Raw genomic sequence first — 24,341 nt, forward strand, 5'->3', positions numbered from 1 at the left:
AGTATATTCGTCGACTTTAGAAATACCCAAATATATGTGTGGAATAGTAGGTTACATCGGCTATAGAGAAGCTTGGCCAATCGTTTTAAAAGGGCTTAAAAGGTTAGAATATAGAGGTTACGACAGTGCCGGGATAGCACTAATAAATGATAGCGGACAAAGTATTTATAAAAAAGCTGGTAAAGTGGCTGTTTTAGAAGAGTTTGCTGAAAATCAAGACCGTACTGGCACCATCGGAATGGGACACACCAGGTGGGCAACACATGGTGTACCATCAGATCGGAATTCACATCCACACACTTCAAATAATGAGAAACTATCAATTATTCATAATGGTATAATTGAAAATTATGCTACGCTGAAAGAAGAATTGATGGGCCGTGGTCATGAATTTAAAAGTGATACAGATACCGAAGTACTCATCCATTTAATAGAGGAGATTCAGAAAATAGAAAACCTGGATCTGCTCGAAGCTGTTCGCTTGGCCTTGCATGAAGTAAGCGGCGCCTATGCGATTGTGATTATGGATAAAGATCATCCAGATCGTTTGATTGCAGCCAGAAAAGGTAGTCCGATGGTAATTGGCGTTGGGAAAGGCGAATATTTTATTGCCTCAGATGCTACACCGATTATTGAATATACTAAAAATGTAATCTACCTTAAAGATGGCGAAATTGCTTTAGTTACCAAAGATGATTTATTGGTGAAGCAACTGGATAATATCGTTCAGACGCCATTAATACAAGAATTGGAATTGAAGTTGGAAATGCTGGAAAAAGGTGGCTTTGAACACTTCATGTTAAAAGAAATCTACGAGCAACCGAGATCAATTAAAGACTGTATGCGTGGCCGTATTTATCCAAGCGAGGGAAAGGTTCAACTTGGAGGAATAAAAGAATTTGCGGAAAAGCTCAAAAATATTGATAGAATCGTTATTGTAGCCTGTGGAACCTCCTGGCATGCTGGTTTAGTTGGCGAATACCTGATTGAAGAATACGCCAGAATCCCGGTTGAAGTAGAGTATGCTTCTGAATTTAGATACCGTAATCCAATCATTACAGAAAAGGATGTAGTAATTGCCATCTCACAATCTGGAGAAACGGCAGATACCATGGCGGCTATTGAAATGGCTAAAGAACGTGGTGCAACCATTTTTGGAATCTGTAACGTAGCAGGTGCATCCATTCCTCGTTTAACGCACGCAGGTGTGTATACGCATGCTGGTCCGGAGATTGGCGTTGCTTCTACCAAGGCGTTTACCGCCCAGGTTACCGTGCTCACTTTAATGGCCTTTTACATGGCGCAGCAAAAGGGAACCATTACCGAATCTAAAATGATTGAGCTTTTAACGGAGTTAGATCATATTCCGGAAAAAATTCAAAAGGCGCTCGAATCAGATAAATTAATTAAAGAAGTTGCCGAAAAAATTAAGGACTCAAGGAATTGTTTATTTCTGGGGCGTGGAAGTGGTTTCCCAGTGGCGCTTGAAGGTGCATTAAAGCTTAAGGAGATTTCTTATATCCATGCAGAGGGTTATCCTGCCGCAGAAATGAAACACGGCCCTATCGCCTTAATAGATGAAGAAATGCCTGTAGTTTTTATTGCGACTCAAAATTCATCATACGAAAAGGTAATCAGCAACATTCAGGAAGTTAAAGCCAGAAAGGGTAAGGTGATCGCAATCGTTACTGAAGGTGATGTAGAAGTAAAGAAAATGGCAGATTATTGTATTGAAATCCCTGATGCCAACGAAGCTTTTCTACCTTTACTGGCTACCATTCCTCTGCAACTGTTATCTTATCATATTGCAGTTTTAAGAGGCTGTAACATCGATCAGCCAAGAAACCTGGCAAAATCCGTAACGGTTGAATAAATAATATAAGCCTTTAAACAAAAGACCTTATTATAAATTGATGATGGCATCTTTAAATTAAAGATGCCATCATCAGCTTGTCGAAGAACTTGTAAAATTTTCTTCACCGTATTTCGACAAACTCAACAGAACATATATTTTTTTAGATTAATAAGATACGGTCTATTTCTTAATTCAGACTTAAAAAGGCAAATCACCATTTTCGTCCGAAGGACCAATGGTATACTCATCCTCGATTTTACGTTCTGCCGGGGCTTGCTGAATCGTAGCTGTAGGACTCTGTTCAAAATCACTCTTCCGGCCTAACATCGTGAAATTTTCTGCTACAATTTCAGTTACATATTTTTTAACTTTTTCTTTATCCTCGAAAGATCTTGTTCTTAATTTTCCTTCAATGTAAACGAGTTTTCCCTTTTGAAGATATTTAGAGGCAACTTCGGCGAGGCCTCTCCACAATACAATATTGTGCCATTCCGTTTGTTCTACTCGTTTTCCATCTTTATTATAGGTTTCTGATGTGGCAAGAGGGAAGCTTGCGACGGTAACGCCACCATCTAAATGACGTACTTCAGGGTCTTTGCCCAAATGGCCTACTAAAATAACTTTGTTAATGCCCGACATAAATATTTTTGGTTAGTTTTTTTAAATTATAGATCAAATGAAATCTGGGTAGTTAGGCCATTACGTTTTAAAAGATATTCGGTAATAAAATCGTGAATAACTTTTGGTTGCGGTAAATCATTCAATCTATCTAAAGAAACCCAATTAAGTTCCTTTTGTTTATCGAAGTTAAATATATAATTTTTTAACAAAAAAAAGTTGATATGAATAATTTGGTGTGTTAATATATGTCTTTTACTCATGAGCTGTGTAAACTCTGCATTAATGCCAAAAGTTTCAGCAACCTTTTCAGCAAATAAGGAATTGCTTAAATTTACTTCTTCTTGAGTCTCAATGGAGGGGAAATCAAAAAGGTGCTGCCAGATATCACCTGCCTGCCTTTCGCGAATTAACACCTCTTCATCATTTTTACAAATAAAATAATTGAGGTAGCGATGCCTTTGTGCAGCCTTACGAAGTTTTACAGGAAGTAGATTTACTTGATTTTGAGTAAATGCAAAACAAGATTGATTTAATGGACAAATACCACAATTCGGCGATTTCGGTTTACACTGAATTGCGCCAAACTCCATAATTGATTGATTGTACGTGGCCGGATCTTCCTGATAGAGGAGTTCATTGGCAAGTTTAAAAAATTCTTTTTTACCTGCCGGAGAATTGATTGGCGTTTCAATGCCAAAGTACCTGGATAGTACCCTGAATACATTTCCATCAACAACAGCCCTTGCCTCGCCAGAAGAAAAAGAAGAAATTGCTGCAGCAGTATATTCGCCAATTCCCTTAAGTTTAATCAGGTCATCATGAAGTGTTGGAAATATCCCACCAAAGTTATTTACCACATTTTGCGCGGTAGCATGCATGTTTCTACCCCTTGAATAATAGCCTAATCCTTGCCAAAGTTTCAACACCCTCGTTTCTGTAGCAGCAGCGAAATCGCTTACCGTAGGGAAATTTTCGAGAAAACTGTTGAAGTATGGAAGGCCTTGTTCTACCCGGGTTTGCTGTAATATAATCTCTGATAACCAAATGGTATAAGCATCGTTTGTGTGCCTCCAGGGCAGATCTCTTTTATTATTTTGATACCAATTTATCAGTTCAATCTGGAATGTCATTGATGCAAATTACGGCGTATTTATTGGATAAAAAAAAATCTTGCAATTGCCTGATATCTGAGGAGATAAAAAAATCATCTTTTATTTCCCTATCTCATTAAAAAGCAATACTTTTGCAACCCCAAAACAGTTATAATATTAAAACACAATATATATAAATAAGTAAATATGACTAAGGCAGATATTATTTCAGAAATATCAACAAAAACCGGAATTGAGAAGGTTGATGTACAGGAAACGGTTGAGGCATTTTTCAAGGTTATCAAAACAAGTATGATTGGCGGTGAAAATGTATACGTAAGAGGCTTCGGAAGCTTTGTTGTTAAAAAGAGAGCACAAAAAACTGCTAGAAACATCTCTAAGAACACTGCAATAATTATCCCAGAACACTTTGTACCTAGCTTTAAACCAGCAAAAGTTTTTGTTGATAAAGTTAAAAGTAACTCTAAAAAAATTAGTGTAGAAGCCTAAGTCATATTATGAATAGCAGCATCAGATCAAAACAAATCATTATCATTGGAGCAGTTTTATTGCTGGTTGCTTTTTTATTCACAAGAGACATTAAGGGGTTGGTTAAACCAACAGAAGAAAATGGCAAAATGCCTGCTGCCGGCGAACAAATGACTGGCGCAGCATCCACACCATCTGCTGCAGTGCTAAGCATCGAAACTTCTTCTATAGCAGCTAAGAATGTACTGAACAAAAATTTGGCTACAGACATTACAGCTTTAGAAAACAGTTATAAAGGCGCTAAAGGTGCAGAAAAAATTGAAGTAGCAAAACAGTTAGCTCAGAAATGGGATGATGTGGAGCAAATTACTCCATCAGCGCTTTATTTAGAAGTAGTTGCGCAGAGCGAACCATCATCAAAAACATGGTTAGCTGCAGGCAATCAATTTATGAAGGCGTTTGAGAGTACTCAAGATAGCTTGGCTCAACCTGCATTATTACAGAAAGCCAATACATCTTACCAAAATGTATTAGAGAAAGATTCAAATAATATTGAAGCCAAAACAGGATTAGGCGTAACGATAGTAAATGGCTTAGGCGCACCAATGCAAGGTATTGCAATGTTGCTGGAAGTTGTAGCTAAAGAGCCAAAAAATGTTAAGGCGAACATGAATTTAGGAATTTTCTCTATAAAATCAGGCCAGTTTGACAAAGCAATTCCTCGTTTTAATACGGTGATTGCTACTGCTCCTACACCTGAAGCCTATTTTTATTTAGGAACAGCTTTAGAAAATTTAGGCAAGAACAAAGAAGCAGTTGATGCTTATTTATCTAGCAAAAAATTAGCAGCTAACCCAACCTTATCATCATTCATCGATAAGAAAGTAGCTGAACTAAAGAATAAAAATTAATTAACGGATTAATAAAAACATTTAAAACTTAAAACTATGCCAAGCGGTAAAAAAAGAAAGAGACATAAAATGGCTACCCACAAACGTAAAAAACGTTTAAGAAAAAACAGACATAAGAAAAAATAGATTCTTATTTTGATAGCAGCCCTTTAAACCTCATAGTAAAAACTGTGAGGTTTAAAGTATTTATATGATTTTTTTAATCGCATTAGTATTTGGGCTATATCAGGTTTTTCTCGTTTACTATCCATTTGTTAATAGGCGAAAGCCTTAAATCTGTAGCTGTTGGTAAAAGAATTAATTATCAATTCGACTCCTGCCGGAGTTACCATAGCGTTGATTGAAGACAAACAACTTGTTGAGCTTCACAAAGAACAAATCAATAATAACTACGCCGTAGGCGATATTTATTTAGGCCGCATTAAAAAAATTATGCCCGGCCTGAATGCTGCTTTCGTGGATGTTGGTTATGAAAAAGATGCTTTTTTGCATTATTTTGATTTGGGCCCACAGGTGCAATCTTTAATTAAGCTAACTAAAATCAAGCGTAATGGCTCGGTTACAGGCACATTATTAGATAATTTAAAGCTCGAAGCCGACATTAATAAGGCAGGCAAAATTTCTGATGTGCTGGCGAAAAACATGCTGCTTCCCGTACAAATTGCTAAAGAACCAATTTCTACAAAAGGCCCTCGTTTAAGCTCCGACATTTCGATTGCCGGCAGGTATGTGGTACTGGTGCCATTCTCCAATACCATATCTGTATCAAAAAAAATTAAAAGTAATACCGAACGTAATCGTTTAAAAAAGATTATCGAAAGTATTAAACCCCAAAATTTTGGGGTAATTATCAGAACCGTTTCTGAAGGACGTGGGGTTGCCGAAATGCAAAAAGATTTATTAGATCTAATTGCAAAATGGGAAAACTTCATTAAAAAAGTGCCTTCAACCGAACCTTCAAAAAGGGTATGGGGAGAGATGGACAGATCATCAACGTTAATACGTGATATTCTGAATCCTGATTTTACAAACGTTTACGTGAGCACGCCAGAGTTGTTCGATGATATTCGTTCTTATGTTCATGATATTTCTCCGGAAATGGAAAAAATCGTGAAACTTTACAAACAGAAAGAACCCATCTTCGACCACTTCGGAATAGAAAAGCAAATTAAAAATGCTTTCGGAAAAACAGTAAACTTACCAGGTGGTGCTTATTTAGTAGTAGAGCACACTGAAGCACTTCACGTTATAGATGTGAATAGTGGGAACCGTACTGCCAGTAAAGAAAACCAGGAGGAAAATGCTTTACAGGTAAATAAAGAGGCGGCAAAAGAAATTGCCCGACAATTGCGCTTGCGTGATATGGGCGGCATTGTGGTCATCGATTTTATCGATATGCATAAGCCAACAAACCGTAAAATGCTATTCGATTATTTGCGTGAGCTGATGTTATTGGATAGAGCCAAACATACTATTTTGCCTCCAAGCAAATTTGGTTTGGTACAAATCACCAGACAACGCGTTCGTCCGGAGATGAATATTGTTACGGTAGAAAAATGTCCGGCTTGTGGTGGAACCGGAGAAATTAAAGCAAGTATTGTTTTAATGGATGATATTGAGAATAACCTTAATTATATTTTACGTGAGCAAAATGAAAAAGGTATAACGCTAAGTGTACACCCTTATATTGAAGCTTTCATTACTAAAGGAATCTTTAACTTACAACGCCGCTGGTTTTTTAAATATGGCCAGTGGATTAAAGTTAAGGCACAATCATCATACTATTTAAATGAATTTCATTTTATCTCATCTAAGGATGAAGAAATAAAATTGTAATTTCAACACGCTAAACAGAAAGCCCGAACTTAAAAATCCGGGCTTTCTGCTTTTTGATCCTTTATGTTCTAATCCCCCGACACTCTTATAGATGCATAGGACTTCAAAATCAACGATTCTATTAATACCATCGGAGAATTGAACTTCAATTTTATATTTATCTAATATTCGACCTTATTAATTTAAATAACCATCGCTATATCTTTTTTATGATCACTTCAGATTGTATTGGTTTGTTGTAAACAAAATAATCTATCCCCCGCCCCTTGCAAACTTTAATAAATAACTTTCAATTTTTTCCTTTCAACTATTTGATAATAAAAGTATTCTATCTATCTTTGCAGTCCCAATTTTAATGGGAATAATAAATTGTTTAATAAATTAAATACAAGCAAGTGAATACGTTAAGTTACAAAACTGTCTCGGCCAATGCGAAAACTGTTAACAAACAGTGGATTGTTGTTGATGCGCAAGGCGAGATTTTGGGGCGCTTGTCATCGAAGATCGCTATGATCATCCGTGGTAAAAACAAGCCTGAGTACACCCCACACGTAGATTGCGGAGATAACGTTATCGTTATCAATGCAGACAAGGTTAAATTGACAGGAAACAAATTCAGCGAAAAGCAATATGTTTCTTATACTGGTTATCCAGGTGGTCAACGTTTTATCTCTCCAAAAGAGTTAATGGCGAAACACCCTCAACGTGTAATCGAGAAAGCGGTACGTGGTATGTTACCGAAAACTAAATTGGGTAAAAAATTATACACTAATCTTTTTGTGTATGCAGGTGAAAGCCACCCACATTCAGCTCAATCTCCAAAAACCATTAAACTTTAAGAAATGTCAGTTACTAACACTTCAGGCAGAAGAAAAACAGCTGTTGCACGTATCTACTTAAAAGATGGTGCTGGAGCAATTACCGTTAACGGTAAAGATCACAAAGTATATTTCCCAACTTTACCTTTGCAATATATCGTAAACCAAAGTTTAGAAGTTTCTGAGCTTACAGGTCGTTATGATATCACTGTAAATGTACAAGGTGGTGGAATAAAAGGACAAGCAGAAGCTGTTCGTTTAGCTATTGCTAAAGCGATTGTTGAACTAGATGCGGAGAAAAAACCTGCATTACGTGCTAAAGGCCTAATGACGCGTGATATGCGTATGGTTGAACGTAAAAAACCAGGACGTGCAAAAGCCCGTAAGAAATTCCAATTCAGTAAACGTTAATCACAGGAGGCAAAGACAATGGCAAGAACAACTTATCAAGACTTATTGGATGCAGGTGTACACTTTGGTCACCTTACCCGTAAATGGAATCCAAAAATGGCTCCTTACATTTTCATGGAGCGTAATGGAATTCACATTATAGATTTAAATAAAACATTAACTAAAACTGAAGAAGCTGCGGCTGCGATTAAACAAATCGTAAAATCAGGACGTAAAGTTTTATTTGTTTCAACAAAAAAACAAGCAAAAGGAATCGTAGCTGAACAAGCTAAGAAAGTAAATATGCCTTTCGTAACCGAACGTTGGTTAGGTGGTATGTTAACCAACTTTGCTACTGTACGCAAGTCAATTAAAAAGATGTCTAACATCGATAAAATGACTAAAGACGGTACTTATTCGATCTTATCTAAAAAAGAGCGTTTGATGATTCAACGTGAGCGTATTAAATTAGAATCACTTTTAGGTGGTATTGCTGATTTAAACCGTTTACCTGCAGCATTATTCTTAATTGATGTTAAGAAAGAACACATCGCAGTTACTGAAGCGTTAAAATTAAACATCCCTACTTTTGCGATGGTTGATACTAACTCTGATCCTTCAAACATCGATTTCCCAATTCCAGCGAATGATGATGCAACTAAATCAATCTCTTTAATTACTGATGTAATCATCAAAGCAATTGAAGAAGGTTTAGATGAGCGTAAACGTGAAAAAGATGATGAAGCAGAAAAAGAAGCAGTAGCGGCTAAAGCTGCAGCGGATGCGCCAGAGGTTAAAGAACCAAGACGTAAAAAAACTGCTGAAGCTGAAGTTGAAGGCTCTTCATCAGAAGAAACTAAAACAGAAGAATAGTAATATTTTTTAATTGCAGGTTACTGGTTTCAGGTTTTAAGTTGGCTTAACATGAGTTTAACTTAGCACTTGTAACTTGTAACCTGTAATTGTTATAACAAGATTTTAAACTTTAAAAAGGAAATAAAATGTCTACAGTACAAATTACTGCCGCTGATGTAAACAAATTGCGCCAACAAACTGGTGCAGGTATGATGGATTGCAAAAAAGCTTTAGTAGAAGCTAATGGCGATTTCGAAGCAGCTGTTGATTTATTGCGTAAAAAAGGTCAAAAAGTATCTGCCGCTCGTTCTGGTAATGCAACTTCTGAAGGTCTGGTATCAATCAACGTTTCTGCAGATGGTACGAATGGTAAATTAGTTGCTTTAGCTTGTGAAACTGAACCAGTTTCTAAAGTTGAAGATTTCCGTAATTTAGCTCAGACTGTTTTAGCAGCAGCAGTTACTAACAATCCAGCCTCTATTGAAGAATTAGCTGCGATTACTTTAGAAGATGGTCGTACAGTTGCCGAAACTATAACTGAACTAACCGGTAAAATCGGAGAGAAAATCGTTATTCAGGAGTACGCAAATGTATCTGGTGAAAAAATCGTTTCTTATATCCATTCTAATGGTAAAATGGGTGTTTTAGTGGTATTTGAAGGCGCTAATGGCGTAGATATTACTGAAGCTGGTAAAGATGTTGCAATGCAGATTGCTGCTATGAACCCAGTTGCTGTTGATAAAGACGGTGTTGATCCTGCTACTATCGAACGTGAAATCGAAATTGCTAAAGATGTAATCCGTCAAGAAGGCAAACCAGAAGAAATGGTTGAAAAAATTGCTGCTGGTAAGTTGAACAAATTCTACAAAGACAGCACTTTATTAAACCAGGAGTTTGTTAAAGACAGTTCAGTAGACGTTCGTAAATTCTTAGATAATACATCTAAAGGTTTAACCGTATCTGCTTTCAAACGTGTTCAGTTAGGTGCATAAGCATTTAAAATAATATTAAAATCCGGTTAGCTGAAAAAGTTAACCGGATTTTTTTTGATCAAAATTAGGGTATATTCCTATGTTAAAAATGAAAGATTTGTGAGGTTAGTCACCTGAAGAAGATCTGCCGAGGCTATCTCCACCGGATAATATTCAATAAAAAAATATTTTTTTTTACATGAACAAGCTGACGCCTAATTCAAAATAAACGATCAACTTAGTAACTTAGGCCGCTAAAAAAAAAATGCTATGCTAAACATTCCTAATGCTAAATTTTATGCTGATAAAATTTTAATAGAAGAAAAAAACATCAGTATTTATAATGGTAAAATAATTTCTATAGAAGAAACACAGGGAAATACGGAACAGGAATTCGTTGTTCCAGGATTTATCGACCTACAAATATACGGTGCCGGAGGAAAACTATTTTCAGCAGAACCAACAGTAGAATCGTTGATGATCATGGAAAATGATTTACTAAAAAAAGGTACAACAGGTTTCCTGGCATGCATGGCCACAAATACTCCTGAAGTTTTCAATGCGGGTATTGCAGCGGCAAAGGAGTACCGTTCATCAGCTAAAAACTTCTTAGGCTTACATTTGGAAGGGCCTTTCTTAAATCCAAACCGACTGGGCGCTCATATCCCTGCATTTGTTAGGAAGGCAACCTTAGCGGAAATAAAAGAACTATTAGATTTTGGAGATGGTGTGATTAAAATGATGACCATTGCTCCAGAGCTACATGATGAAGACGTGATTCAATACCTTTTAGATCATGATGTGGTGGTTTCTTTAGGCCACAGCGATGCGACTTTCGAGGAAGCAACTAATGCTTACGAGAGCGGAATTCAAACCACCACCCATCTCTTTAATGCCATGACTCCTATTCACCACCGAGCACCCGGTATACCTACTGCATTCTTTAACCATAATAAAGCAATGGCAAGCATCATTGTAGATGGTCAGCATGTAGACTTTGAAGTAGTGAAGCTGGCCTATAAGTTGGCGGGTGAAAGATTATTCTTGATTACCGATGCCGTTACGCCTTGTTCAACCGGCCCTTATCAGCATATCCAAAAGGGCAACAAATTTGTAATGCCAGACGGAACACTATCGGGCTCTTCTTTAACCATGCTAGAAGCCGTAAAAAACTGTGTAAACCATTGTGATATTGAATTATCGCAAGCCATTAGAATGGCAACTGAACATCCGGCTAAATTAATGGGCATTGAAAACCTTACAGGTAAGATTGCGGTTGAGCAGCCTGCAAATCTATTGGTATTGGATAATGAATTGAATTTAAAGAAGGTGATATTCAAAGGCACAAATATCTAATCTAAATATTTACATCATTTATCAAAAAGGATAGCCCGGTATTAAAAAAAACTTAATATTTTTGAGGTCATGAAATACAAACGCATCCTGCTAAAGCTTAGCGGCGAATCGCTAATGGGCGATAAACAATACGGAATTGATAATGAGCGTGTTAAACAATACGCTGAAGATATCAAGGCCGTTCACGATAAAGGTTTGGAAATCGCCATCGTTATTGGTGGTGGAAATATTTTTAGAGGTTTAAGTGCTGAAAAAAGTGGGATGGATAGGGCGCAGGCTGATTATATGGGTATGTTAGCCACTGTAATTAACTCTATGGCTTTGCAAGATGCATTAGAAAAAGTTGGAATTAAAACCCGTTTACTTACAGCCATTAAGATGGAACAGATTTGTGAACCATTCATCCGCAGAAGAGCCGTGCGACACTTAGAAAAAGGCCGCGTGGTTATTTTTGGAGCAGGTACCGGTAATCCATATTTTACTACTGATTCTGCTGCCGCTTTACGTGCGATTGAAATTAAAGCTGATGTTGTTTTAAAAGGAACCCGCGTAGATGGTATCTACACGGCAGATCCTGAAAAAGATCCATTGGCCACCAAATATGAAGAAATCTCTTTCAGGGAGGTTTACGATAAAGGCTTGAATGTGATGGATATGACTGCTTTCACCCTTTGTGAAGAAAACCAGGTTCCAATTATTGTGTTTGACATGAATAAACATGGAAATTTCATGAAGATTGCAAACGGCGAATCGATCGGTACTTTGGTTAAATAAGCATTTAAAATTTATTACTTTTGTAGAAATACACACATTATGAACGAACTCATACAATTACAACTGATGGATGCTGAATCTGCTATGGATAGAGCGATCGATCATTGTGAATCTGAACTAACTAAAATTAGAGCTGGTAAAGCGTCGGCAGGCATGCTTGATGGTATTTTTGTAGATTATTATGGCGCTTCTACAGCGCTATCCCAAGTCTCCAGCATCAATACTCCTGATGCCAGAACAATTGTGATTCAGCCATGGGAAAAATCACTTTTAGTACCTATTGAAAAAGCTATTCAGGTTGCAAATATTGGTATTAATCCTCAGAACGATGGTATTGTAATTCGTTTGGTAGTACCTCCCCTAACAGAAGAACGCAGAAGAGACCTGGTTAAAAAAGTTAAGGAAGAAGCCGAGCGTGGAAGAATTACGGTACGTAATATCCGTAAAGATGCAAATACTAAAATTCAAAAGCTTAAAGGCGAAGGCGTTTCTGATGATGAAATTAAAACTGGTGAAGGTGAGGTTCAGAAATTAACTGATGCTTATATCATCAAAGTAGATAAACATGCAGAGGCAAAAGAAAAAGATGTAATGACTGTTTAATCAATTACATCATAAATAAAAAAAGGGAACAAGTGATGAACTTGTTCCCTTTTTTTATTTCCTGGCTTTTGAACTGGATTCTCGGATGTTGAAAATTGTTGGAACCATCACTTCACTATATTTCTTATCTGTGCTGGTAGATTTCAATTTATCCATCATCGTTTTCATAATATTTTCTGCGATAGCTTCCAAAGGCTGAGCAATTGCGGTTACCGGAGGATCACAAAACTCCAAGATTTCAAAATCATCAAACGAAACCACAGCAAGATCTTTCTGAATGCGCAACCCCATAGCCCGAAAGGTTCTCAAACCATCTAAACTAATATAGTTCGCTCCAAAGATAACCGCATCCAACTCCTTATTTGCCTGGAAAAATTCAGTCATCTCTTTTATCGTTGTTGCTGATGTACTATAATTAATTTTTTTAACGAATGGATTTAATTGATGCCGTGCGATTGTTTCTTCATAACCAGCAAGGCGATCTAACATTTGCAACTGAATGGAATCAACGGTGATAAAAGCAATATTTTTATATCCGTTAGCGATTAAATGTTCCGTTGCGAGGGCTGTACTTTCTTTATTATTTATAATTACATAATCAGCTTGTACATCCTGCACATATCGATCGAACAAAACAACGGGTGCATCTGTCGAAATAAGTTTTTTAACTTCATCTTCCAAACCTTCGGGCAGCGCCATGATATATCCATCTACGTGCCTGTCTGCAAAGATTTGCAGTAACTCTATAGCTTTCTTTGTATCGTTCCGGGTACTGCTAAATAAAATTTTATATCCTAATTCAGAAGCAATCTCGTCAATACGCTTCGCAATGCCAGAGAAGAATGGCTCTGATATGTCATCAACCAGGAAGCCAATAATCCGGGTCTTTCCTGTTCTCAAGCTTGTGGCAAGTGTATTTGGCTGGTAATTTAGCTCTGCAACAAGGTCTAAAACCCTTTTAGTCAGTGCATCACTAATATTCTTTTCTTTTGCTCTTCCGTTAATTACAAAGGAGACAGATGTAATCGAAATGTTTAGTTGTTTGGCTATGTCTTTAATTGATACTCTCTTCATTACAAGGGACTACAAGATATTTGGTGTAATCAATCGGTAATATAGTAATAACTGATCTAATATTTTAGATATTTTTCAGATGGTTACAAAATGAAAAAGAGCAACCTATCCAGGATTGCTCAATTAACTAACTTATTATTCATAAAAAATGCTGTTGGGGAAGGAGTCGAACCTTCAAGGGGTAGTTAGCTACAGTTCAAAAAATTAATTGTGGTCAACCCAATAAACTGCGTTTGTCCCATTATTCCCCACCACCGAGACAAGGAGGCGTGTCTGCCAATTTCACCACCCAACATTTTAGTCCTTAGTCTGGAGTCTCCAAATTGATAGTCTACTCATGACTTTAAACTAAGGACTCCAGACTAAGCAGCTGTAGGGGAAGGAATCGAACCTCCAAGGAGTGGTTAGCCATTGCTGGTATTCCCATTATTCTCCGCCACCGAGACAAGGAGGTGTGTCTGCCTGTTTCACCACCCTACAGTATGTTTAGCAATTGGTTAAAGAACGTTCCTTTTTGTTAATTGCTTGATACAAATGTAATGGAACATCTAATACCTTGCAAATATTTTAAACATTTAATTTTATTTTTATAATATTGATAAATATTCGTAAATTCGCTTATCATAATTCAAAAATATGCTCAAAAAAGACAATTCCAATTTAGAAATTGACAACCTCGATATTGATATATTGAAGCAGTTAATGCAGGACGCGACCAAGCCATATACCGAAATTGCAAAAGACCTTATTGTTTCTGGTGGTACGATACATGTTAGAATGAAGAAGTTGCAGGAAATGGGGATCATTAAGGGTTCACATCTGATTATCGATCCTCAAAAAGCTGGTTATGACATCTGCGCCTTTCTAGGTATTTATCTGGAAAAAGGAATTCAATATAAAGATGCCGTTGCCCAGCTTAGTAAAATTAAAGAAGTGGTAGAACTGCATTATACTACCGGTGCCTATAGCATGTTTGCCAAAATAATTTGCAGAGATACCAATCATTTACGCCATGTGCTTAACGAAGAAATTCAGGCCGTTAATGGTATTCAACGAACGGAAACTTTAATCTCTTTAGAGGAAAGTATTAAAAGGCAGATAGAGTTAGGGTAAGAAGTTGTAGGTTATAGGTTGTAAGTTATAAGTATCTGCCATGTGAGTCAAAAGCTGGCAGTGCAGCTTGTAAATAGAAGTTATAAGCCGCATGTTACGTATAACTATCATTCAGATACTTAAATCTTGCTACCCGATACTTGCTACTCGATACTTGCTACCTGATACTTGCTACCCGATACCTGATACTTTTTACTCTCTCCTCTCTCCCCTACTTCAACACCTGATAAGCAATAAGCGCTGCAAAGTAAGCCATGGCGGTCATGTAAACCAACTGAATCACTGGCCACTTCCAGCCTTTGGTTTCGCGGTAAACGATTGCAACCGTACTCATACATTGCATCGCGAAGGCGTAAAATAACATCAGCGAAATGCCAGTAGCGAAAGTATATACGGGTAAACCTGTACGACTATTTTTAGAAGCAGACATTCGCTCTCTGATTGTAGAGGTATCTTCATCTCCGCCATCGACACTATAAATAGTCGCCATGGTACCTACAAAAGCTTCGCGTGCTGCAAAGGAAGTGATCAATCCGATACCGATCTTCCAATCATAACCTAATGGCCGAATAGCAGGCTCAATCCAATGCCCCAAAATGCCCACGTAAGAATTTTCCAGTTTCTCGGTAGCGATAAGCGTTTCAATATGCGCTGTATTTTTTGTGGTATCTGCTAAGGCAGACTCATATTTCTGATCAATCTGATCAAAGCGATTTCCCGGACCAAAAGTAGCCAACACCCAAAGAATGATAGAAATGGCAATAATCACTTTGCCAGCCTCAAAAACAAAAGTTTTCGATTTTTCGTACATGGTATAAAGCACATTTTTCCATCTTGGCATGCGGTAGATTGGAAGCTCCATAATAAAATAGGCCCGCTCTTTTGTTTTAATAATGAATTTCATAATCCAGGCCACTACCACCGCAGCAATAACCCCAACCAGGTACATCACCATCAGGGCTAAACCCTGCATATTAAAAATTCCAAAAATATTTTCAGAAGGAACAATTAAGGAAATAATCAAAATGTAAACCGGAAGCCTCGCGGAACAGCTTATTAAAGGTGTAACCATGATGGTAATCATCCGGTCTTTCCAGTTTTCAATATTTCTTGCTGCCATGATTGAAGGTACTGCACAAGCTAAGCCACCGATCATAGGTACAACAGATTTTCCATTTAAGCCAACTTTGCTCATGATTTTATCCATCATAAAGGTTACCCTGGACATGTAGCCTGTATCTTCGAGAATAGAGATGAAAGCAAACAGAATGGCAATTTGAGGAATAAATACGAAGATTCCGCCCAGCCCTGCAATAATACCATCAAGAAGTAAATTGGTAAACATCCCTTCAGGCAGATATTGATGACCAAATTCTGTAATGAAACCAAATCCAGCTTCTATCCATTCCATTGGGTAAGACGACCAGGCAAAAATGGCATTGAAGATGACAAAAAGGATCAATATAAATATTGCAAATCCCCAGATTTTGTGGGTTAATATTGAATCAAGCTTATCGCTGAAAGTAAATTTTTTAGCAATACCTTCATCAGTAACTACATCGGCCAAAATTGAACTTAGATACTTATAACGTACAATAGTTTCTGCAGCCTGTGTTTTAGAAGATTCAAATCGATGAGATTGTTCTATCTCCTCAATTTCTTCTTGTTCCTTTGCAGAAAAGAATTTAAGGTATTCATGCTGATGTAAAACCTGCAAAGCATAGTAATCGTTATCAGAATTCAGTTTTGATTTGATGGCATTAATCGCTGCTGGCGCGAGGATATTCACATCAACATCCTGAAATTGAGTAGCAATTTTAGTAGTATTGGTAATTGCATATTTTAGTTTATCAATCCCGATATTATTCCGTGCACAAATAGAAACAACCTGCACGCCTAGTTTTTGAGCAAGTTTATTTAAATCGATATTTATTCCTTGTTTTTCAGAAAGGTCGACCATGTTCAAAGCTAATACCATCGGGATCCCTAAATCTGCAACCTGCGAATACAGAAGCATGTTACGTTTTAGGTTTGAGGCATCAACCACCAGCACAATTATATCAGGATAGCTATTGTTTTTTGCATCAGCTAAAACCTGAAAAACAATACTTTCATCAGCACTTTTTGGATAGAGGCTGTACGTTCCCGGTAAGTCAATCACTTCAGCACTCTTGCCATCGGCAAGTTTCATAAAACCTGTTTTCTTATCTACCGTAATCCCTGGAAAATTTCCAATTTTTTGGTTTAATCCTGTTAAGCGATTAAACAGAGTAGATTTACCTGTATTGGGATTACCAACTAACGCAACTTTAATATCCAAACCAGCTTATTTATTGATAATAACGACATCGGCTTCGCTTTTACGTAAGCAAAGCTGATAACCAGCAACACGAATAGCCATTGGGTCGCCGAGCGGAGCAAAGCGCTCAACTTCAACCACTTCACCAGGCAAGCAACCCATTTCCATCAATTTTACAGAAAGATCAAGATCTGTAAATGAAACGATTGTTCCTTTTTCGCCAACTTTTAAATTTGAAAGTTTCATCTGTATTCGTTTATATGCTCAGATGGAGCCTCCACGATTAAAATACTATCTCAATCCCTTCGGGTTCATGTGCTAAATCAGTCGCAAGTTAGCCTTTCTTTAGATTTATTCCAAATAGAAGGCAGGGATCTTAGTGCCGAAGATCAGGTTTGACTAACTTGTGATTAATTTCTTGTTCTCCCGCCGCCAAAACTTTCGCTACCACGATTACGCCTGCCCCCCTCACCTTTTTCACTGATCCGATTTTTACCGCCCATCCTGTTTAAAGAATAAGTGAAAGAAAACATAAAATAGCGTTGCAGCACATTGTAACGCTCATCTCGGATCGTGTTATTATTGGCTGTTCTGGTAATGCCTTGATTTTCATTTAATAAATCATTTACAGCTGCTTTAAACGTTCCGCGGTTTTTAAAAAACTGTTTGCTGATGTAAGAATTAACGATGGTGAAATAGGTATCAAAGCCTTCTCCCCTACCTGTATTCTGGCTGTAATCTGCATCAACCGACCAGCGAATGTCTCCAGGAAAAAGGTAACTAACGCCAATGTTTGGGCTAAAAGAAAAAAATCGGGTATTGAATTCCGGCTGTACAGAATATGTTGCCCGGTTCACAGCACCATTTACGCCAACCGTTAAATCTAATTTATCCAGGTTAGATACCAAACGGTATCCATTGGTTAACACCCAGCTATTGGTAATATTTTTCACGGAATTAGTGAAGTTCACATCGCGGTTATAATTGCCACCAACGTTTACATGGAAATTCAGCTTATTTTCGGCCATGATGGGTAAGCTGAGAGAAGTGTTTAACGAGCCCGCATAAACACCACTTACGTTAACCGGACGGATGGCTAACTTACCTTCATCTCTACCTGATGAAATTAAACTGGTAGCATTAGCAATCTTGTTTGAGGCTTGGGTAAGGTTCAGATTGATGAATAACGACCTGTTTTTACCCACTGTAAAGCTATTAAATGCCAACCGAAGGTTGTTGTTAAATTCAGGCTTTAAATCAGGATTACCCACAGGAAGATTCTGCGTGTCGGTATTGTTGCGAATGGGTTGTAATTGCTGTATAGTAGGCTGATTGGTGCTGCCGCGATAATTCACCACGAATCGTTTATTATTGCTGAAGTTATACCGAAACATTGCAGAAGGTGTATAGTTGAAAACATTCTGCTTCAGAATAAATCCACGTGTAATATTGTTATTGGTTCTATCTGTATTTTGCACAGCCATACCAACATTCCAATTGTATTTTTTCCCATTCTTATTAAAGCTGAAGCCTGCGGTATTGATTAAAATGGTGTTTTCATAAGCATTACTGAAAGTGGTATCTAAAAGATCATATGCTAATGTTGCCGGGTTATAGTTATAAGTAAACCGATCAGATTTATTATGGTTATAACCGTTTTGATAGTTGAATTCAAGACTTAATGTTTTATCAAGTGGTTCTGTATAGACCAGGCGACTATTTTGATTTATGGATTCACTTTCCTGATCGTTAAACTGATCGGTTTTTCTTAAGGTAGCTATACCACCTTCCGTCCGCGTTTCGTCGTTTCGGTTATAACTATCTGCATCATTATTATTTATACTTGTATTCAAATTCAATGATAACGTTCTACCCCTTTTCATAAATTTTCTGCGAAAAAGGATATTGTTACTGATTGATGGTGAAGTATTTTTATTGCTGAGGTTTTGTGAACCGTTAATGGCGTAGGTATTATAGTCCCTGGTGTAATTACTGCTGTTTAATCCTTCGTTATTGGTATAGCTTAGGTTAGGCTGAATCCTCAATGAGGTTAGCGAATCGAGTTTGGTATCCACTACAAAATTTAACCGATGATTTAAACGGTTTGCATTATTGGTCTGATCATTATTGAAAATAGTAGTTACATTGCCCAGCAAATTTTGCGTCACGCTGTTTCTCAGAATAAGGTTGTTTGATTTGTTAACGAAGTAATTTAAACTTATCTCTGTTTGATCTGCATAGGTGTCATTAAAGTTGAAACCCGCAGCATTGGTTTCGGTAATTCCACCTCTACCGCCACCGTTCCCGCCGTTTCCACCACCTAAACCGCCACCAAAATTCTGCCTATTTACATTATTGAACTGGGCAATTACACTGAGTTTTCTATCCTGATTAAAATGATTTACATTGGCATTAACATCGTATCTTTTATCTGAGCCATAACCCGCTGTTGTATTACCGAAGTAGCCATTCTTTTTGTCTTTCCTGGTGGTGATATTAATTATTTTAGTCCGGGAACCATCATCTATCCCGGTAAACTGTGCCTGATCTGAAAGCTCATCAATTACCTGAATTTTATCAATCATATCTGCAGGAAGATTTTTAGTGGCCAGGAGTGGATCATTCCCAAAAAATTCTTTTCCATCTACCCTTATTTTGGTAATCGTTTCTCCCTGCGCTTTTATGGTTCCCGCCTTATCTACTTCTACTCCCGGGAGCTTTTTGAGTAAATCCTCTACCACAGCATTTTCTATTACCTTAAATGAACTGGCATTAAATTCCAATGTATCTTGTTTCACCACGATTGGTGGTACTTCTGCTTTAATTTCGACAGTTTCTAGATCGATTACACCACCTTCCAAAATGATATCACCGAGATTTATATTAGGCTTTTCAACAGAAACAATAAAGTCTTTAGTGGTATTCTTTAATCCTAGAAAGGCCGCATAGATCCGATATGACCCTGGCTTAAGTTCTTTAAAACTAAAGGTACCGTCTTCGCCTGTGTTTACTGCCCCTATAGTAGTAGAATCTACCAGATTTTTAATCATGATGGAAGCATAATCAATCGGTTTTCTATCTTTCGATTGAATAACACGGCCAGTAATAGAGCCAGTATTCTGAGCATAACTAATAGTACATAAGAAAAGAAGGAGCAGCGTAAAAAAATATTTCATTCGGTTAGTTTTCTGAGTTTAAACATAAAGACTCTTGCGCACTTTAATGGTTTATTTACGTCAGGTAACAAATGAAATACATAAACGTTACGTAAACGGTTATTAATCTTTCAAAAATAAAAAAGGCCCGTTTTACACGAGCCTCTGAAAATTAATAAGTGATTCTACATCCTCATGCGTTGTCCCCCACCCTGGCCCGGCGTAGGCATCTGCATATCACCACTCATATTTCTTCCACCAATTCTGGTGAGCGAGTAAGTGAAGGAAAGCATATAATATCTTTTTAATACATTATAATTTAAATCGGTGATGGTATTGTTTGTTGCCGTTCTGCTGATTCCCTGATTTTGATTGAAAGCATCATTAACCGCAATTTTGAATGTTCCTCTGTTTTTAAAAAACTGGCGACTAATGTAAGAGTTTACTAGCGTAAACTGCGTATTGAAACCTTCTCCTCTACCTGTATTTTTAATATAATCTAAGTCTACTGCTAAGCGGATATTACCTGGAAAAACGTAACTCACATCGAAGCTAGGATTCCAGGTATAAAAGTTGGTGGTAGCATCTGGTTGAGCAGAATAGGTTGCCCTATTATACGTTCCGGATATGCCTCCTGTTAAATCAAACTTATCGAAGTTGGTTACAAAGTTGTATCTGTTAGTAATTCCGATTGAATTTGTAATATTTCTAACTAAATCATTTGGATTATCATTGCCTGTCGTGAAATTCACATTGCGATTATAATTTGCATTTAAGGATGCATTTAAAGTCAGTTTTCTTTCTGGTATAATTGGTATACCGAAATTCACACTTCCGTTTCCTGAATAAACACCATCAACGTTTACATAAGTGGTTCTGATCTTACCAAAGTTTTCATCATTACGGTCAGTAATCAGCTGACTGCTGTTTCCAATGGCATTGAAGGTTTGATTTAAGCTTAAGAAAGCGAAAAACATTCTGCTCTTAGCAAAATCAAAGTTATTATAGTTGATGTTCAAAGTATTGTTAAAGGCAGGTTTTAAACCAGGGTTTCCAATGAAAACACTTTGTGTATTGGTATTATCAGGAATTGGCTGAATCTGACTGATACTCGGTTGTAGTGTATTTCCTCTGTATCGAATATTTAATCTTCTGGAGTTACTGAAATTGTACCTGAAATTTGCAGATGGCGTTAAATTGATAAAATTCTGAGTTCTAACCAATCCGGTAGTAAGGTTGGCGTTTTCACGATTAGTTTGCTGCGCAGCTAAACCTATGTTCCAGTTATATTTTTTCTCATTAGTAGTGAAGCTTACTCCACCTGCATTAGTTAGGGTTTGATTTTCGTAGGTGTTGGTATAATCAAAATTTACCAAATCATACTGACCGCTAGCTGAATTAAAATCTAACACTTGCCTGCCCTGGTTATCATGGCTGTAGCCATTCTGATAGTTAAATTCCAAGCTGGTGGTTTTAGATAATGGTTCAGTATAAACCAATCGTGATGTATTGTTTATAGAGTTCGTATTTACTCTGTTTAATTGATCAGTAAGTGTATTTGTAACTACGCTATTAATTGTGTTTTCTTCAGAGATATAGTTGTAATTGTCTGCATCATTATCATTTATAGATGTATTTACATTGAGCGATAATGTTCTGCCCCTTCTTTTAAATTTCTTTCTAACCAATAAATTATTGGTGATATTCGGGGTAGAACTATTACTAATATAGCGTTGCAGACCTGTTGATTTTGATTCGAGCAGGTTCCGGTCATAATTACTCAGATTTGTAGCGTCACTCTGAGTATAAGATACATTAGGCTGAATTTTGATGGTTGTTGATGAATCCAGCTTGGTATCAATCATGAAATTAAATCTATGATTAATTCGATCAGTATTATTATCAGAATTGTTTGCTACAGTTGTAATGCTATTGCCTAAAAAGTTTTGAGTAAAACTTTGTTGCTGATTAGCCACATCTGATCTGTTGAAAAAATAACTGCCCTGAATTTGTGTTCCATCTTTGTAAGTATCCGCAAAATTTAACCCTCCGGCATTTGTATTGGTGATTCCGCCACTACCCGCACCACTTCCACCACCTCCGAAATTACCACGACCACCGCCGCCAAAACCATTACCCGCACCATTTCCCTGACCAAAATTTTGCTTATTAACGTTATTAAACTGGCCGATTACACTGAATTGCTGGTCGTTATCAAACTTATTTACATTAATACTGGCATCGTACCGGTCCTGTGTACCATAACCAACAGTGCTATTCCCGAAATACCCTTTTTTCATTCCGGCTTTAGTAGTGATATTTAAGATTTTTGTTCTTGTGCCATCATCTACACCAGAAAACTGAGATTGCTCTGATTGTTCATCAATCACCTGAATCTTGTCAACCATATCTGCTGGCAGATTTTTTGTTGCCAGTAACGGGTCTGTTCCAAAAAACTCTTTCCCGTCTACTTTCACTTTGGTAACCGTTTCGCCTTGTGCTTTAATACTTCCGTCTTTGGCTACTTCAACACCAGGAAGCTTTTTTAATACATCTTCTACAACTGCATTTTCACGAACTTTGATGGTTTTTGCATCGAACTCTAATGTATCGGTTTTTACCACTACAGGAATGCTTGCGGTAACATTTACCGTATTTAGGTCTACACCGTCGTCAGTCATTGAAATCTCGCCCGCATTAACAGCTGCTTTTGCTATTTCCACATCCTTCGTAGCCGTTTTCAGACCTAAAAATGCAGCGTATATACGATACTTGCCTGGCGCGATTGCTTTAAAACTAAATGTACCATCGGGTGCTGTCTGACCTGATGCTACCACAACCGAATCTTTCAGATTTCTGACGGCTATGGTTGCGAAATCTACTGGCTGCTTATCTTTAGCATTGATAACCTTACCGTTTATTGAACCTGAATTCTGCGCCTGAGCGATATAGCTACAAAAAATAAGAACAATGAAGATTGCCCTTTGAACGTTCCTTTTCATTAAAAAAATTTAGATAATATATACAAAATTAAGCTATCAGACTACGCGAAAGCTTAAAGGTTTGTTATAGATTGTTAAATGCTCGGTAACATTTTAAATACAGCAATACGAACATCACTGTTCCATCATTTGAGGGATGATAATATTCTGCTACCTGCGTTGAGATGGGTAACTTTTATAATAAACTTTTGGGCAGTTGCAGTCTTTTTTAAAAATGCTGCAACCGCTCAAAAGTATAGTGGCTATTATAAATACTGAACTAATTATTTTTTTCATCAAAATTCAATTTATGCAGTAATATATAGCTAAAAACAGCCATTAAGGCACCTAACATATCACAGCCAAGATCCCACCACTCTGCAGACCGGTAAGTAAAAACCTTCCACTGTAAGAGTTCAATTGCACCGCCAATGATAAAATTGAGTAAAAGGATTTTGAATATGGTGAGTGTTCTAAATCCATAGCTATTCTGGTATTTTATTTTCCCGTAAAATAGAAAAACAGAAAGTACGAAGAAGAAGCCCAAATGGGTCATCTTATCAAATCCTACAAAAAAGAAACCCTGACCGTTAGATTCAGGTAGCCTTATATTACAAAGCACCAAAATGATAAGCGTCCAGAATATGGCCCATTTTTGCCGTTTAAGTGCTTTGTACAAAATAAGATACGATTAAGCGCCAACCAATGCCTGGTAAGCATCAGCAGTTAGTAAATCTTCGATTTCTGCTATTTCTGATAATGATACTTTTACCATCCAGCCTTTTCCATAAGGATCAGAATTTACCAGTTCAGGATTATCATTCAGTTCTGAATTAATTTCTAATACCGTACCAGTTACCGGCATAAATAAATCAGAAACCGTTTTTACAGCTTCTACGGTACCGAAAACTTCTTCTCTGGCTACTTCTTCACCTACCGAATTAACATCAATATAAACGATGTCACCCAATTCGCGTTGTGCGAAATCTGTAATGCCGATGAAAGCTTCGTTACCTTCAACCTTAACCCATTCGTGGTCTTTAGTGTATTTTAATTCTGATGGAAAGTTCATGTATCTATAATTAATTTGGGCAAAGTTAAATATTAAGTTTGAATGTTAAAGTGCTAATTGTAATTCCATCACGGAAA

Annotated in this window: 21 protein-coding genes and 1 tRNA gene; 12 read left to right on the plus strand and 10 right to left on the minus strand. The window is 37.2% G+C overall.

Annotation, left to right across the window (positions count from 1 at the left end; all coding sequences use genetic code 11):
- Positions 1–34: 34 nt before the first annotated feature.
- A complete protein-coding gene (gene glmS, locus SOM16_RS13820) occupies positions 35–1,873 on the plus strand; it encodes a glutamine--fructose-6-phosphate transaminase (isomerizing) (RefSeq protein ID WP_320464585.1) in 1,839 nt (612 codons plus the stop codon).
- Positions 1,874–2,053: 180 nt separating this feature from the next.
- Here glmS and SOM16_RS13825 read toward each other — a convergent pair whose 3' ends face one another.
- Both SOM16_RS13825 and mutY read right to left on the minus strand, forming a co-directional pair.
- Positions 2,054–2,494, minus strand: coding sequence for a single-stranded DNA-binding protein (locus SOM16_RS13825; protein ID WP_320464586.1), 441 nt, complete (start codon positions 2,492–2,494; stop codon positions 2,054–2,056).
- Between the two features lie 26 nt (positions 2,495–2,520).
- Entirely contained in the window at positions 2,521–3,606 is a 1,086-nt protein-coding gene (gene mutY, locus SOM16_RS13830; RefSeq protein ID WP_320464587.1) for an A/G-specific adenine glycosylase, read from the minus strand.
- 168 nt (positions 3,607–3,774) lie between these two features.
- Here mutY and SOM16_RS13835 point away from each other — a divergent pair, with 168 nt between their 5' ends.
- The 10 genes from SOM16_RS13835 to frr all read left to right on the plus strand — a co-directional run bounded on the left by SOM16_RS13835 (position 3,775) and on the right by frr (position 12,570).
- Complete coding sequence (locus SOM16_RS13835; RefSeq protein ID WP_010601128.1) at positions 3,775–4,077, plus strand: HU family DNA-binding protein; 303 nt, start codon at positions 3,775–3,777, stop codon at positions 4,075–4,077.
- An 8-nt stretch (positions 4,078–4,085) separates the two neighbouring features.
- The gene (locus tag SOM16_RS13840; protein WP_320464588.1) at positions 4,086–4,967 is read left to right on the plus strand and encodes a tetratricopeptide repeat protein; all 882 of its coding nucleotides are present in this window, start codon (positions 4,086–4,088) and stop codon (positions 4,965–4,967) included.
- A gap of 285 nt (positions 4,968–5,252) precedes the next feature.
- Positions 5,253–6,803, plus strand: a complete 1,551-nt coding sequence (locus SOM16_RS13845) for an Rne/Rng family ribonuclease (RefSeq protein ID WP_320464589.1) — start codon at positions 5,253–5,255, stop codon at positions 6,801–6,803.
- A gap of 395 nt (positions 6,804–7,198) precedes the next feature.
- Positions 7,199–7,642: a 50S ribosomal protein L13 gene (gene rplM / locus SOM16_RS13850; protein WP_131557562.1), complete on the plus strand. Its 444-nt coding sequence runs from the start codon at positions 7,199–7,201 to the stop codon at positions 7,640–7,642.
- Positions 7,643–7,645: 3 nt separating this feature from the next.
- Entirely contained in the window at positions 7,646–8,032 is a 387-nt protein-coding gene (gene rpsI / locus SOM16_RS13855; RefSeq protein ID WP_269416197.1) for a 30S ribosomal protein S9, read from the plus strand.
- An 18-nt stretch (positions 8,033–8,050) separates the two neighbouring features.
- Positions 8,051–8,884 carry a 30S ribosomal protein S2 gene (gene rpsB, locus SOM16_RS13860; protein ID WP_154281110.1) on the plus strand — a complete coding sequence of 278 codons (834 nt, stop codon included), beginning with the start codon at positions 8,051–8,053 and terminating at the stop codon, positions 8,882–8,884.
- A 128-nt stretch (positions 8,885–9,012) separates the two neighbouring features.
- Positions 9,013–9,858 (plus strand): translation elongation factor Ts, encoded by an 846-nt coding sequence (gene tsf, locus SOM16_RS13865; RefSeq protein WP_320464590.1) that lies wholly within the window; start codon positions 9,013–9,015, stop codon positions 9,856–9,858.
- Between the two features lie 249 nt (positions 9,859–10,107).
- A complete protein-coding gene (gene nagA / locus SOM16_RS13870) occupies positions 10,108–11,193 on the plus strand; it encodes an N-acetylglucosamine-6-phosphate deacetylase (protein ID WP_320464591.1) in 1,086 nt (361 codons plus the stop codon).
- Between the two features lie 69 nt (positions 11,194–11,262).
- Positions 11,263–11,967, plus strand: a complete 705-nt coding sequence (gene pyrH / locus SOM16_RS13875; RefSeq protein WP_320464592.1) for a UMP kinase — start codon at positions 11,263–11,265, stop codon at positions 11,965–11,967.
- Positions 11,968–12,006: 39 nt separating this feature from the next.
- A complete protein-coding gene (gene frr / locus SOM16_RS13880; protein WP_320464593.1) occupies positions 12,007–12,570 on the plus strand; it encodes a ribosome recycling factor in 564 nt (187 codons plus the stop codon).
- A 54-nt stretch (positions 12,571–12,624) separates the two neighbouring features.
- Here the strand turns inward: frr and SOM16_RS13885 are convergent, their stop codons facing one another.
- Together SOM16_RS13885 and SOM16_RS13890 are read right to left on the minus strand one after the other, a co-directional pair.
- Positions 12,625–13,644 carry a LacI family DNA-binding transcriptional regulator gene (locus tag SOM16_RS13885; protein WP_320464594.1) on the minus strand — a complete coding sequence of 340 codons (1,020 nt, stop codon included), beginning with the start codon at positions 13,642–13,644 and terminating at the stop codon, positions 12,625–12,627.
- Between the two features lie 151 nt (positions 13,645–13,795).
- Positions 13,796–13,939, minus strand: a tRNA-Asp gene (locus SOM16_RS13890).
- A 341-nt stretch (positions 13,940–14,280) separates the two neighbouring features.
- Between SOM16_RS13890 and SOM16_RS13895 the strand changes: the two genes are divergently transcribed.
- The gene (locus SOM16_RS13895; RefSeq protein ID WP_025145395.1) at positions 14,281–14,757 is read left to right on the plus strand and encodes an Lrp/AsnC ligand binding domain-containing protein; all 477 of its coding nucleotides are present in this window, start codon (positions 14,281–14,283) and stop codon (positions 14,755–14,757) included.
- A 211-nt stretch (positions 14,758–14,968) separates the two neighbouring features.
- On the opposite strand, the gene feoB is transcribed toward SOM16_RS13895, so the two are convergent.
- From feoB to gcvH, 6 genes are all read right to left on the minus strand, one after another.
- The gene (gene feoB, locus SOM16_RS13900) at positions 14,969–17,077 is read right to left on the minus strand and encodes a ferrous iron transport protein B (RefSeq protein ID WP_320464595.1); all 2,109 of its coding nucleotides are present in this window, start codon (positions 17,075–17,077) and stop codon (positions 14,969–14,971) included.
- 6 nt (positions 17,078–17,083) lie between these two features.
- Positions 17,084–17,302 carry a FeoA family protein gene (locus SOM16_RS13905; protein WP_320464596.1) on the minus strand — a complete coding sequence of 73 codons (219 nt, stop codon included), beginning with the start codon at positions 17,300–17,302 and terminating at the stop codon, positions 17,084–17,086.
- A 164-nt stretch (positions 17,303–17,466) separates the two neighbouring features.
- On the minus strand, positions 17,467–20,232 hold the full coding sequence (locus tag SOM16_RS13910) for an outer membrane beta-barrel family protein (RefSeq protein ID WP_320464597.1): 2,766 nt from the start codon (positions 20,230–20,232) through the stop codon (positions 17,467–17,469).
- Between the two features lie 164 nt (positions 20,233–20,396).
- Positions 20,397–23,213: an outer membrane beta-barrel protein gene (locus SOM16_RS13915; RefSeq protein WP_320464598.1), complete on the minus strand. Its 2,817-nt coding sequence runs from the start codon at positions 23,211–23,213 to the stop codon at positions 20,397–20,399.
- Between the two features lie 259 nt (positions 23,214–23,472).
- Positions 23,473–23,871: a VanZ family protein gene (locus SOM16_RS13920; RefSeq protein ID WP_320464599.1), complete on the minus strand. Its 399-nt coding sequence runs from the start codon at positions 23,869–23,871 to the stop codon at positions 23,473–23,475.
- 12 nt (positions 23,872–23,883) lie between these two features.
- Entirely contained in the window at positions 23,884–24,264 is a 381-nt protein-coding gene (gene gcvH / locus SOM16_RS13925) for a glycine cleavage system protein GcvH (RefSeq protein WP_320464600.1), read from the minus strand.
- Positions 24,265–24,341 lie beyond the last annotated feature (77 nt).

Source organism: Pedobacter sp. CFBP9032, from assembly GCF_034045265.1.
GTDB lineage: Bacteria > Bacteroidota > Bacteroidia > Sphingobacteriales > Sphingobacteriaceae > Pedobacter.

Bases quoted from the DNA above. Each gene is read 5' to 3' on its own strand.
- SOM16_RS13840 (WP_320464588.1), top strand. From the start codon at position 4,086: ATGAATAGCAGCATCAGATCAAAACAAATCATTATCATTGGAGCAGTT.
- SOM16_RS13910 (WP_320464597.1), bottom strand. From the start codon at position 20,232: ATGAAATATTTTTTTACGCTGCTCCTTCTTTTCTTATGTACTATTAGT.
- glmS (WP_320464585.1), top strand. From the start codon at position 35: ATGTGTGGAATAGTAGGTTACATCGGCTATAGAGAAGCTTGGCCAATC.
- SOM16_RS13915 (WP_320464598.1), bottom strand. From the start codon at position 23,213: ATGAAAAGGAACGTTCAAAGGGCAATCTTCATTGTTCTTATTTTTTGT.
- tsf (WP_320464590.1), top strand. From the start codon at position 9,013: ATGTCTACAGTACAAATTACTGCCGCTGATGTAAACAAATTGCGCCAA.
- rpsI (WP_269416197.1), top strand. From the start codon at position 7,646: ATGTCAGTTACTAACACTTCAGGCAGAAGAAAAACAGCTGTTGCACGT.
- SOM16_RS13835 (WP_010601128.1), top strand. From the start codon at position 3,775: ATGACTAAGGCAGATATTATTTCAGAAATATCAACAAAAACCGGAATT.
- gcvH (WP_320464600.1), bottom strand. From the start codon at position 24,264: ATGAACTTTCCATCAGAATTAAAATACACTAAAGACCACGAATGGGTT.
- SOM16_RS13905 (WP_320464596.1), bottom strand. From the start codon at position 17,302: ATGAAACTTTCAAATTTAAAAGTTGGCGAAAAAGGAACAATCGTTTCA.
- frr (WP_320464593.1), top strand. From the start codon at position 12,007: ATGAACGAACTCATACAATTACAACTGATGGATGCTGAATCTGCTATG.
- mutY (WP_320464587.1), bottom strand. From the start codon at position 3,606: ATGACATTCCAGATTGAACTGATAAATTGGTATCAAAATAATAAAAGA.
- rpsB (WP_154281110.1), top strand. From the start codon at position 8,051: ATGGCAAGAACAACTTATCAAGACTTATTGGATGCAGGTGTACACTTT.
- nagA (WP_320464591.1), top strand. From the start codon at position 10,108: ATGCTAAACATTCCTAATGCTAAATTTTATGCTGATAAAATTTTAATA.
- SOM16_RS13895 (WP_025145395.1), top strand. From the start codon at position 14,281: ATGCTCAAAAAAGACAATTCCAATTTAGAAATTGACAACCTCGATATT.
- SOM16_RS13825 (WP_320464586.1), bottom strand. From the start codon at position 2,494: ATGTCGGGCATTAACAAAGTTATTTTAGTAGGCCATTTGGGCAAAGAC.
- pyrH (WP_320464592.1), top strand. From the start codon at position 11,263: ATGAAATACAAACGCATCCTGCTAAAGCTTAGCGGCGAATCGCTAATG.
- SOM16_RS13885 (WP_320464594.1), bottom strand. From the start codon at position 13,644: ATGAAGAGAGTATCAATTAAAGACATAGCCAAACAACTAAACATTTCG.